The 13,546-nt window shown below is 34.0% G+C and carries 6 protein-coding genes; all 6 read right to left on the bottom strand.

Annotated features, from left to right (window positions below):
* Nucleotides 1-211 precede the first annotated feature (211 nt).
* The 6 genes from CEY12_RS21615 to CEY12_RS21590 all read right to left on the bottom strand — a co-directional run bounded on the left by CEY12_RS21615 (nt 212) and on the right by CEY12_RS21590 (nt 13,348).
* Nucleotides 212-547 carry a hypothetical protein gene (locus tag CEY12_RS21615; protein ID WP_089029629.1) on the bottom strand — a complete coding sequence of 112 codons (336 nt, stop codon included), beginning with the start codon at nt 545-547 and terminating at the stop codon, nt 212-214.
* Nucleotides 548-1,220: 673 nt separating this feature from the next.
* A complete protein-coding gene (locus tag CEY12_RS21610; protein ID WP_157676877.1) occupies nt 1,221-1,613 on the bottom strand; it encodes a hypothetical protein in 393 nt (130 codons plus the stop codon).
* Nucleotides 1,614-1,617: 4 nt separating this feature from the next.
* Nucleotides 1,618-5,007 (bottom strand): DUF6443 domain-containing protein, encoded by a 3,390-nt coding sequence (locus CEY12_RS21605; protein WP_089029627.1) that lies wholly within the window; start codon nt 5,005-5,007, stop codon nt 1,618-1,620.
* Between the two features lie 6 nt (nt 5,008-5,013).
* Complete coding sequence (locus CEY12_RS21600; protein WP_089029626.1) at nt 5,014-8,421, bottom strand: hypothetical protein; 3,408 nt, start codon at nt 8,419-8,421, stop codon at nt 5,014-5,016.
* 9 nt (nt 8,422-8,430) lie between these two features.
* A complete protein-coding gene (locus CEY12_RS21595) occupies nt 8,431-11,718 on the bottom strand; it encodes a hypothetical protein (protein ID WP_089029625.1) in 3,288 nt (1,095 codons plus the stop codon).
* 4 nt (nt 11,719-11,722) lie between these two features.
* Nucleotides 11,723-13,348: a T9SS type A sorting domain-containing protein gene (locus tag CEY12_RS21590; RefSeq protein WP_089029624.1), complete on the bottom strand. Its 1,626-nt coding sequence runs from the start codon at nt 13,346-13,348 to the stop codon at nt 11,723-11,725.
* Between the last annotated feature and the right edge of the window lie 198 nt (nt 13,349-13,546).

The following is a 13,546-nucleotide window of genomic DNA, read 5'->3' as shown; positions in this document are numbered from 1 at the left end:
TTCTATATTACAAATTTAAGGTTTTAAACACATTTCACTAATTCTCATCTTTATTTTTATCATAGATAATGTATTTTCAACTAAAGCACCAATTGCTGGAAGTTAAATGCAAAAAATCCAGGAAAATATTCCCTGGAAAATTATTTTAATTTAAACTCACAGACTTTGAGACTTTGCATAGGAGCATTCGTATGACAGCAATCTAGCTACTTCAATTATCATAAAAAATAGTCCCTAGAATTATACTAAAATCTTCACTACTGAAAATGGAGCAACTTTTATTATCGCCCTCAACGACAGATAATTTTACATTTTTTAATGGTGAATTTTTCATTCTTTTTACAGTCTCTGCTAAACCCTCATAATATTCTTTTGAATAAGCACTGAAATCTAATCTGTCATTATAGATTTCAAATAAGTGCTCTCTTGTTTGAACAAATGAAAGTTCAAAAATATCTTTCTTATCTTTAATTAGATTAACATAATCTTTAACTTGATCTAAAAAATTTCTTATGCTGTATAATTCATTAATTATATTATCATTCATAGTTTAGTAATTTTATTTTACATATGGAGTTCAAGTGTCAGAACCCACACTGGCGTAAGCATCACATTCGTTACCATTCTTACATTACAAATTTAAATTTATTTCCTAAAGTAGATAATAACTATTTTATTGCATACAAATACTAGCAAACAGAAATCCAGGAAAATATTCCCTGGATTTTTGTCTTTTATCTTACTCGAAGACGAGCGTGACGCTCACGATAGCTGGGCGAAAACGCCGCATTCGATAAGGAGATCGTACAGCGTAAAATGATATCCAAAAAATTGATCCTGATACGAGAAGTATTCTTTTTAATGTTATTGATACCTACATACAAAATTTTAAAACCAAACAGGCTTTTAGATAAACAAGAACCCCGCTCAGTGAGCGGGGTTTGTTTTTATTAACTCAAAGTCACAGACTTTGCGAAGCGAGGGTTTTAAGCCACATTTCGGTAATTGTCCTTTTTGTTTTTTGCTATAGGTAACTTATTTCAACTAAAACAACAATTGCTAGAAGTTAAAAATAAAAAATACATGAAAAACAATTCCTGAATTGAATTGTTATCTGCATATTTATGAAGTACATTTTTAGCTCAAAGTCCCAGACTTTGCGTAGGTTTGTATTTATTATTCCAAGCACGAGTAAGATACTCGCTCTAGCATAGTTTTTTTTATGTTTCTATAAATTTCAAACGAATTGTTTTGTAGAAAAATAAAACAAATAAAATTAAATATATTATAACTTTTATAATTGCTGATTGATTACCATATATCCAACTACTAAAAAAATATTCAATTATAAATACAACTGTGAAAACGAGATAAAAATATTTTTTTTCATAATTTTTATTTTTTAAAATAAAAATTATGGGCAATCCGATTAAAAGAAAATCAATTAATACAGGAATGATAAATAACCAAAAAAAATAAAAATAATCCTCAATTTTTTTTAAATCAGAAAATTTTACAACTTTTGAATCTTTATTTATTACAAGCATCGTTAACATAAAAATTACATAACAAATAACTATATAAAGAATAGTTTTAACTACTATATTTTTCATATTACTATTTTTTATAACGGGTGTAAAACGAAGGTGATGGAGTCAAAGATCTGTAAACAGGTATTGGCGCATCATTACCATAACTCCTAGATTCTCTATATCCCACAAATTCCTTTCCAAAAGTCGCTTTAAAGGATGGTTGATTGTATTTAAACAATTGAGAGCTATTTACAGTTAATTTCGCAGATGGATAAACATCTGTCGCAGCAGTAACCGATAAATTATTACCAGAAAGGCCAATAGATAATTTTTGAGCAACATTAGGAGCACTATAGCCCATAGCCTCAATACCTAATTTATCAAAACCATTTACTCTAGCATGTTGTTCATAAGTAGCAGATCCATTTTTCATACCTTTTATATTTAAGCCTACATTTTGTTGCCCAGGGAAATAATCATTATTAGGGATTAAACCGCCTGTTTTGTGAACAATAGGTTCAGAAGATTTTATATCTATCGACAATAAATTATTATCAGCATCAGTATTTGAACTAACTGTAATTGTAGAAGTTAATTTATCTCCTGTGGCAAATCCTCCTAATGGGCCATCCCATAATTTGGGGTCAATATAACTATTAAAAGTGAACGTGAGATCTTTGCCTAGATATGTCTCTCCAGCTTTAGTAGTAGCTTGAGAGGTTGCATTTTTATCCCAATAGATAGAACCGTCTTTCCTTTGAACAAAATCATTTCCACTTAATCCTGTCGGATCTCCGTAACGGACGGGATTGTTATAACTATAAGCATAAGGTTGTAATGTCTTTTCAGAAAGAGGGTCATGCTGTCCAAAAACCACAGCATCCGGCATATAAAAACGAGCATTTAAATCGTAAAAACCAGTCTCTTGCAATTCCTTACCAAGGTACTTATACTGATAAGCTGGGTTTCCAGCTAAACCATTATACCCCTCATGTTTCAATCCAAATGGATAGTAATTATTTTCTTCAATAATCTCTAATCCAGATGTCCCCTTCTGATAGCTTAATCTTACATTTCCTAAATGGTCTGTATAATTGTAAATATACTTATTTTTTACAAAATCATAATAGCCTTCTGCTGAAGGAGCAAACTGTAATATATTATCTTTATATTGAAATCCGTCCAAATAATCTGTCTGGGTCACGACACTGCCAGAAAAAACCTTCCGAACCTTTACACCATCTGCCCTATATATATAATCAGTTAACTCTCTGTTTTTACCAGTGCCTTTTTCTATGTTACTAGGCAAATTAAGGTAGTTATAGATTATCTTTTGGATATCTTTATCCCTATAATTTGTCATATTCCCATTCAGATCATAGCCAATTTCAGTTGGGCTCACGACATACGGGTAGCCAGAGGGATTCTGTTGTTCATCAGTAACCTTAGTGAGTCTGTTTCCCAGGTAATCATATTTAAGATTATCTATCATTCCAGCAGTTGTTCCACCAGTTATTCCCTGAGACCTTTTTAATCTGGAGATATTTCCATTAAGATCATATTCTACCTTTTCAAAATACTCTTTTGCTGATGGATTGCTTCCCTGGTAAAAGCCTGCTGTAAGCCTGTTAAGAGAATCATATACATATCCATAGCGTCTTAGAGGCTCATTTTGACCTGTTAGGGTTTTCCAGGATACTTCAGCAATATTTCCATTGAACTTAGGCTTTACTTTTAATGTTGCATCTAATGCATCAGGAGTTTCTAATCCTTCAACCTGATTATAATTGATTTTATACCCAAACAGATCACTTCCTAAAGCAGCAGGATCATTAATCTGGGTCATCCAGCCTCTTATATTATACTTATAATCGATCTGTTGGAGTGGATCTGTAACAGTACCTCCTACTTTTTTATATTCTAGTTGAGAAAGTTCGTTGTATTTGTTTCGTGCCAAAAATTCAAGAGGTCCACTATCTACCTGATGACTGTGAGCTATAAGCCTGTTCTGGCTATCATAAGTGAATTTTTCTCTTATTATCTTTTCTGTATCTGTGGCGAGTCTTTTATGTTGGGTAATAACTTGTTGCTGATTTCCAGAAAAATCCAATTGCTTCTCTGTATTATGATATCCTCCCAAATGATTGAAAGCAAATTGTCTTATGAGCCTGCCTTTAAAATCATAATAGAAATAAGTTTTTGTCCAATTGTCATCTTCAATATTCTTTACTAGACTGGAGAGAGGAAGCCCTTTTGTACTTTTTCCATATTGCTGTACATCCGAAGGGAGTACAGTCTGATCAAATACCATAGTAGGAAAAGGATCGCCTACCACGTAAAAATCGTAGTAATTAACAGATAATAAAGTTTGTATCTCGTTAAACAATATATTAGTGTAGTAAACCTGGATACCATTTTTATTAAAACCTACCATATCTCTTGAATCGGTAACAACAAAATTACTTGCAGTTTTTTGCAATGACGCTCTGGGAGCAGCCAGTATAATCCCGGTATAAATAACTCTTCCTACATTATCATATTTTGTAAAAAGCCATTTCCCTTGTTGTCTCAGCACATCATCTTGTGTAAAAATAAGCCTGTCTGCTTTATCGTAAACCATATGCTCCCATCCTTTACCGGGTAGTTTCTTCTCTGCCAGTCTGCCTTTTCCATCATATCGGTACTGATAGCAGAAATTATTCAGTGCGGTATCATCTATTGTAGCCGGTGCCGCAGGGGGAATCACAAAAGCCAACTGATTGTACTCGTTATACACATAATAAGTATCGGCATTGACAGTAGCACTAACTACCTTTCTTACCAGGACAACCTGCCCTTTTCCATTCTTGAACTCTACCGTTTTATTACCATCTTCATCAGTAACTGTATTTTTATAGAGCTGGTTAGCTCCATAATTAGCAGTTGCTGAAACCAATTTTGAAATTGTAATATCATCCGGAAAGGTAGTTACTGTTACATATTTTTTAACTTCTGTAGATGTATTTGTACCATATTCAAACTTTACAGGTTTATCATTCCAGGCTGTTCCAACTTGTTTTTGTTCAAGAAGTCTGTCCAGAGGAGAATTTTCTAATGTCTTTTCAGCATAGATCTTCTCCTGTCCGTAAGGAGTACTTGTTACATTTGCTAAAGGAGTTGGAACAATAGCTCCATTTAATGTATTAGACTGTGGGACGGGTAAATAATCTTTCACCTGTCTTCCGAATCCATCGTATTCAATAGGGGTCACCACATCTTTCCCGGTTGGAGAGGCTTTTATATTGACCACCTGTTTAGGTCTTCCTAATCCATCGAAATATTGGACGGTTTCTGCAGTTTTAGTTGCTACATTGCTGGTATTGTAATCGAGGTAAGTTTTTGAGTACACATAGTTTTCTGTTGTAGAAAGCTGTGCATGAATCAAACTTGCCGTAAGAACACAGGCAATGGATATGATTTGTTTTATCTTTTTCATCAAGTGTTAATTTTTATAATTGTATTTAAATTCTTTAATCAGATTACCCGTTTTGGAGTCCTGTCTTATTTCTTTGAGCCTGTTGGCTGTATCATAGATATAAACTTCTCTAATTCCTGAAGGAGCGGTAATGCTTGTTACTCCAATTAATGGATCGTAGGTATAAGTAGACACCTGATAAGCAGACAGACCTGAGTTTTTTCTGAAAGTATCCAATGCGGTAATGAGTGCCGGCTCATTAGCCGGGTTAGAGGCATCTGCATTAGAAGCATTTACAATTGCAGTAATAATTCCTAAATTAACCAGTTGGTCATACGAAACACCTTCTACTTTTGCAATGGGCTGGGTATTATTATATCCCCAGACAATAGCTGTTGGAATGCCATCTTTGGTAGTGTACTGCTGGATATTTCCTTTAGTATCATATTTATTGTAGGTAACTTCTGTAGAGGATTCGCTATTTAGCACATTATATGATAATATGGAAGTAGGAAACAAATGAGCTGGGTCGTCATACTTTGTTTCGGATCTTGAAACTGTCTTTCCAGCAACAGTAACATTTGGTTTCTCTACAACACTTGTTTCTAAAGGAATACCAATCATATTGGCATTGATAAGTTTTTGATTGCCTTTTTCATGAGCATATTGGTATGTCGTCTCCGAAACTGAATTATCCGGAGATTTTATGGAAACAGTCTTAACATTGATAGGTTTATTAATGTCCGTATCGTAATATGTACTTATACTATTTTTTTCAATTACCTGTCCTGATAAGAAATCCTTTTCAGTGGTTTTTGTATTTTCAATTTTTGCTGACTCTATAAAATTTACCTTATTCTCTACAATAAAAATATCTCCTTCTCCTCCCTGACTCGGCGACAACTGTATCTTAGAGGGCATAACCAACATGTCTACTGCAAATGCAATCTTAGATGGATCATTCGTATTAAAGCCAGAAAGTCCGTTTTTTATGGTATTAAATTGATACTCATATTCAATGGTTTTTACTGTTTGTCCATTCTTATTCACATATTTCTGGTTTAGGGGTAAGCCATACTTCCAATCATTATAATTTCCGATATCTGATGACAATATATTTTGAATCTTGTAATCTTTATCTGAAAACTCATAGTATATCTTCCCAAGTCCATTTTCTTCAATAACATAAGGATAGGTAACGATATCTGAAGAGCCATAACTATTTGAAGACTGATCGGAATTTGAAACAGTAAAAAAATCCTGTACATTACTAGGATGTAATTCCTCTCCAGAGCTATCAAATTTACGGTAAGGTTTTTTATCTATCCTTGTAAAATTAAATGGCCGCTTCAGAAGAGAAATTTCCTCAAACTTATTTTTAACAATGTCAAATTTCCCATATTTGTATTCGAAGATATTTGAAACATTATTCTGATCTACATCTTCAATTTTTTTTATTCTTAACCCTGATAGATAATTAGGTGTAGTACTTGTTTCTGTAATTTCTTTTTTCCAGCTTAGGCCGGCATTTAAACCACAATTACAATAGCCCATTCTACTTAATACCATCTCCACTTTTATAGGAAATGGAATATTTATCATTATATCTCCTGAAAAAGGTTGACCATTAGAGCTAAAATGTCTGGTATCGCTGGGTGAATTAACTGATGTGATTTTTATATCTCCAAAACATTCTGTGTAATTTCCATTATCTGGATTTTCTGGCAGTCCAGATCCAGGTCCAGGATTTTCAGCACTCAGACATCCGCTGTCAAATCCATAAGTAAATACTGGATTGATGGCATAAGAAGGAATATCACTAGCATTTAAAATAAACGTTTTAGTTTCTCCTCCATTATAAGTAGAAATATCATTAACAACACCATGACTTGAAATATCCTTATTAATACCTTCTGAAACCAAATATGAACTGGTATTGATCTGTTCTGTTAGTGGATTCTCATAATACAAATTCTTCTTGCCTTTTGTAGGGTATTCAATGGATTTTAGAATTCCGATCTGCGAAAAAGCAGGATTAGGGGCCCTATCTCTTCGGGTAACCGAAGGCATTCTACTTTCTATAATTGGAACGTCTGTATAAATTCTAATGGGAAGATTAGAATTTAAAGAAGTATTTCCAAGATTATTAATATATCCCCAATAATCGTCATTGTGAGAATTACGGGCGGGCATTGGAAAATCTTCATTATAGCTAAATCTATAATAAGATTGAGATAATGCATCATAAATATTGATAAGTTTAAGTCTATAATCCTCATACGTCTTGTTAGAATTATTACTACTGAAATAATTGTAGTTAAGTCTTTGATCTAAAATAATTTTATTAGATTTATCCTTTACAACGATCTTTCTTAAAGCCACTCCATTGTTTATATTAAGATCTTTCCTCACAAGCACTCCATTCTCAATAGCTAATGTCCCATTTTCATCATTAGAATATTTAAATTCTACTATTCCTTCAGGAAATTCAATTTTCGAAATAAGATTTTCCGTATTTCCTGTTTCAGTATTCCATCTTTCATATGGCGGAGGTAATTGGCTAAAATAAGTTCTTCCAGGATCATAGTCTACTGCTGTTTTGGTATAGATCCTTTCTACAATATTTTTCTCTACATATCCGAAATTTTTTTCATAAAAAAACTTTACTGTTTTGTTAGATACAGTTCTAATACTGTCCAATCTAAATAATGCAGAAGTGATAACATCTCCTGCTATAGGATTAGTTGGATCATTAGAGGAAGATAGATTCTTAGGAGATAGCCAAAACAAATTTCCTGAAGTGTCCGTTACTCTAAATTTTCTCTGAGTTATATATGGTGAAGGAATCTGTTCGATTTTAACATTTTCAAATGGAATTGTTAACCCCATATTATTACCATCCATGATAAAACTTCCTGATAAACCAGGTAGGCTATAACTATATAGATCTGGTTTCAAATCATAATTTCCTTCATAAATACCCTGCAAATTAACCCTTCTTTGCGCATCACTAATCAAATGGGAAACATACCCATTGTAAGACCCATAAGTATTAATATCTTTATTGAAAAATGGAGTAACATTATCATCTTTTCCTATAATACTTTTATTGATAGTTCCAGGAATATTTAATGTCCATCCCAACCCAACACTGCTTGCTACCTCATTAAGTTTAATACCTCCAGTATTATATGATATAGATATTGGCAACTCCAGACCATCAACTTTGATAGAGTAAAACGGGATAGAAATATTGGCCTTACCTCTAAAAAGATCCATTGGTAGCTTACCTATTTTAGAGAAACTATATGCCTCTGCTGTAGAAGGACCAGGAAAAATATTTTTACTTTGGAAACTATTATCATTTCCTATTCCTGACTGACTGTAACCAATAGAAAAAATATAGATAAAAAGAAAAGTAAGAACTTTCTTCATTTGTGCTTATTATTTATAATTGTATTTAAATTCTTTAACCAGACTACCTGTTTTAGAATCCTGTCTGATTTCTTTAAGCCTGTTGGCTGTATCATAGATATAAACTTCCCTAATTCCTGAAGGAGCGGTAATGCTTGTTACCCCAATCAAAGGATCGTAGGTATAAGTAGACACCTGATAAGCAGATAGACCTGAGTTTTTTCTGAAAGTATCCAATGCGGTAATGAGTGCCGGCTCATTAGCCGGGTTGGAGGCATCTGCATTAGAAGCATTTACAATCGCAGTAATAATTCCTAAATTAACCAGTTGGTCATAAGAAACACCTTGTACTTTTGCAATGGGCTGGGTATTATTATATCCCCAGACAATAGCTGTTGGAATGCCATCTTTGGTCGTGTACTGCTGGATATTTCCTTTAGTATCATATTTATTGTAGGTAACTTCTGTAGAGGATTCGCTATTTAGCACATTATATGATAATATGGAAGTAGGAAACAAATGAGCTGGGTCGTCATACTTTGTTTCAGATCTTGCAGTTGTCTTTCCAGCAACAGTAGCATTTGGTTTCTCTACCACACTTGTTTCTAATGGAATGCCAATCATATTGGCATTGATAAGTTTTTGATTGCCTTTTTCATGAGCATATTGATATGTCGTCTCCGAAACTGAATTATCAGGAGATAATACAGAAGTAGTTTTCAGATTAATAGGCTTGTTAATATCATCAATAGAATAAGCATTAGCCACTTTTGTAGAAATCATATTTCCATTAGTATAATCATTTGTCATAACTTCATTCAACAAGAATTTTCCCGCTTGAATAGGATAATGAGATAATATTCTTGTTGTATACACCGCATTTTGCAAACTACCTGCTGCTGTTTTATATATTCCCATTACCGTAGAAGGAATAATTTGGCCCGCATTTCCTGAAGAATAATTACTCGATAAGGTATTCTTAAAATAAGTTGGCGTATACTTGTATATAATTTCTTTTACCGGTGTAGTACCATTGAGAAGATAGCTTGTTTCGCTCAAAAGATTCTTATTATTGAACTGATAAGGATTAAATCCATTCCCTCCAACAATAGATATATCCATTGCATTATCAATCACGTTATATTTAAATACTTTTCTTCCTTTTCCCAGAGTATGCTCTGTAACATATTCATAGTTTACTACATCCTTTCCCATCAAACTAGAATTGCTCGCCTGATCTGCACTTAAAGCATATGGGTTACAAAAAACATCATAAGTAGCTCCTGTATTCCTGAATACTTTGTATATACTTTTTAAAAATTCTAACGGGGAGGCAAAAAAAGCAGAAGACCTATTTCCTGAAAAATTGGGATTATTATATTCAAATTGACGTTTTGTATACGATGTTGTCCCATCAGAATCTGTAATTGATTTTATCCTCAAACCACCAACCGGATTATTTTGTCCATTGCTTTTACTATATGTTGTTTTATAAATCTTGAGATAAACAGAACAGTTCCCCTTTCTTACTGTTCTTATTCGTTTAGGAGCACTAGGATTCAGAAAGAATTTATTGTCCGAAAGCACTCCTGTTGTATCAGGTCCATCAAATTGAGCCAAAATTATCCAATGATTATTTACAAATTCTTCCAGATATGCTGTTCCACTACTGCTTCCGTTTTCTGGAAGCTGGTTAGGAATCTGATTGGAACAGGAATTCATAAATTCTACCCAGAGTTCTTCTCCTTGAGTCCCCTGATTAATATAAAAATATTCACTGGAAGGAGTTGTCTTTGTTATAAGATCATTCTCATTTTGACTATTATCATAATAGTTGTTAATCACACCATATGTGATTTCCTGTTTCTGTGGAATGAGCAGCTGATCCCAGACCGTATTATTTTCAAATTCAAATGCTGAAGTTCCTCCTGTAGGATAGGTTACTTTTTTTAGCATGAACGCCTGGGAATATTGAGGATATACATTCCTATCCCCGCCTTTGGTATAATTAATATTAAAATAGCGCATATTGGGGATAAGTCCTCTATTTTCAATTTTCCCGTTATAATACCCCCAAATATCCTGCCCAAAACTTTCAAGAGCTGGCTGGTATGCTTCATTGTAGTCAAAAGAATATCTATTATTCTCCAAAAGATTATCTACCCTTGTGAGTTTTAATCTGAAGTTTTTATAGTTTGGGCCGTTTCCGGAACCAAAATAGGTTTGGTTCAATTTGAAGTTCCCAATTGTATTCCCAGCTGAATTATTAATGATTATCTGATCCAACGCAAAAGAATTCTCTACGCTGTCTGCATTGATATCTTTTCTTCCAAGAGTTCCATCAATTGTATTTTTATAGGTAAATGTAACCGTTTCATTCTCATATTTTATTTCAGTGAGCAACCTATCTGTATATCTATTGGTTGTTGCATCACTGGTATCTTCTACTGCTCCTCTACATTCTACGTTATCATCTGCCTGAGCATATACGTCCTGATAACTATATGTTGTTGTTTGATACAACATCTGCTTTTCATATTTGAAGGAGATCTCTTCATTGGTAGGAAGTTTGATTTTGGACAGAAAAAAAGAAGAGAGCGAGGAGTCCGATGATAATCCTGCCATTGAGGAGATTCTATTTCCCCTTCCAAATGTATATACAATCCCTTTGGGATCAGTTATTTCAAATGAATTGGCATCAGAATAAGAGATTTTTATATTTTCATAAGGAATGGTGTGAAAATTCCCATTAGAATCCATCACAAAAGAACCTGAAATAGTAGGTAAATTATAATGAAATATATCAGGCTGCATATCTTGCAAACCATCAGCCAGTGCATATAATTTTGTACGGATATCTACTGGAAGGGATTCTAAATTAACACCTGTGTAAACATAATCAAATGGGTTAGTGGGAAACCATTTAGCAATATTATTTAAATCACTTTTTCCATGTTGTTCTACAGAAATACTATTCGGAACAGCCAGGGACCAACCTAATCCGACCGTACTTGAGGTTTCATCTACTTTTATCCCTCCGGTATTATAAGTTAGATTAATAGGAATCGATAAACCATATCTGGTATTAATAGTGTAGATCGGGATAGATATATTGAGTTTTCCCGTGCGGTAATCTACTGGAAAATCCCCAGCCTTAAAAATGCTATAGGTCTCTGGTGTAGCCGGAGTTATTTTGTCTGGTTTAGCACTACCGGTAGATTGTTGACCATAAATAGCTCCGGAAACTGAAACGAAAGCTATACTTTTTAATAATATAATCTTATTGATTATTCCTTTCCTCAACAAATATCTCTTCATATTCTTATTTCTTTATCAGTTTAGCGTTAGCTGTTTTATTAGTATCCGTTTTTATGGATACGAGATAAGCTCCCTGGATCAGAGGTTGAGTATTGATCTTGGTAACCTTATTCTTGGTTTTTATATTTTGAAGTTGTCTTCCTCCCATATCGTAAAGGGTAATATCTGCGTCTTTAAAGTCAAATCCTATTTCGACATAAGCGTAATCAGATACCGGGTTCGGATAGATCTTGATATCATGTTTCTCGATCAACTGATCCAATTGTTTATCCCCTAATTTGATGATCTTCCAGTTTTCCTTTCCTAGTTCCTCTGCACTGGTTCCCGCTAAAATGATCGATCCATCTCTGTTGAGTTTAATATCAGAAAGTCTCTCTTCTCTTCGTCTCGAGTCTCCACTCACATATTTTCTCCACTGTTCCTGCCCGTCCTGATTCAGATACAGCATCCAAAAAGTTTCATCATCGGTTTCTATCCTTCCTTCAGCTTGAGTGTATCCTCCTAATAATATTCCTTTAGAAGTTTTATCGTCACTAGAAGCAATAACACTCATTCCCATCAAAACATCTCTGTTTTTGAAATTGTAGGATTTTTGCCATTGTTCATCACCTCTTTCATTCAAGGAGATTAGCCACAAATCAGTTCCTTCTTCAATTCCAACGGTTTTATTTCCTGATTTATCTGATCTGGATTCTCCTCCAACAATATAGCCAGTTGATGTCAAAGCCAGTGTTCTCAAGTGATCATCACCTTTACCCCCAAAATTCTTTTCCCATTCTACTTTCCCATCCTTATTAAGTTTTACGATCCAGTAGTCGCCTTCACCTTCATTATTAGTGGTTTTTGAATAGCGAGATACGCGGTTCGAAGTTTCTGGAGTTGAGCTTTGACCTTCGGAACCCGAAACCCGAAACTCGGAACTTCTCGAATAAATTCCTAATAATGCTCCCCCGTCCTTCGTTGGAATCATTTTTTCAACCTCGTCTAATCCCCTTCCTCCTAAAGCCAATTGTGAAATTTCTTTTCCGTTTTTATCCAATTTGACGATCAAAACATCTTTTGAACCATATCCTTTCATTTTGGAATCCTGCGCAGAGCCGAAAGATCCGGCTACAAAAAATCCTAAATCTGTAGTTTGAATTACGGCTTTAGCTTCTTCGTCAGCAGAAGTTCCTAATGTTTTTTGCCACAGTTCATCTCCAAATTCATTGATCCTGATGAGCCATATATCTGATCCTCCTTTAGAATCTTCCTTTTTGTCTAAAGATTTTCCAGAGAAAGAAGTTCCCGAAATCAAAAATCCACCTTCCTGAGTGGTCACCGTTGCCGATAGATAGTCGTGGTTATTTCCTGCAAAATATTTTTCCCAAACCTGATTTCCTTGCTGATTCAATTTCACCAAATGAAAATCATAACCATTATTTTGCTTGGCATTACTTCCAGCTTCCTTCTTCTGGCTTCCAGCTTGTATAGCACTTCCCGTAATTAAATACTGCTGATCAATGGTCGTCGTAACCTGGCTTAGAAAATCCTGAGTATTGGATTTAATATCTTTCTGCCACATCACTTGCTGAGCGGAAATGCTCAGAATTGTGCACACCGAAAATGCACTTAAGTAAAGTTTTTTCATCTGTCTGTGTTTAATAAATTGAATAACGTTTTAAAACTTCGCAAAAATAATCTTTTTACCTCACGCCCAAAAGACTTATTAAAAAAAAATAATTTTATCTTTTTCATTTTCACAAAGATACCCCACTAATACGACAAAACTCGTCGTGATAAAATTATATTTAAATCGATATTATTAATCTTTCTCTCTACACTGTCT

Source organism: Chryseobacterium sp. T16E-39 (genome assembly GCF_002216065.1).
Taxonomy (GTDB): domain Bacteria; phylum Bacteroidota; class Bacteroidia; order Flavobacteriales; family Weeksellaceae; genus Chryseobacterium.
This window is presented reverse-complemented; position numbering and strand designations above follow the sequence as displayed.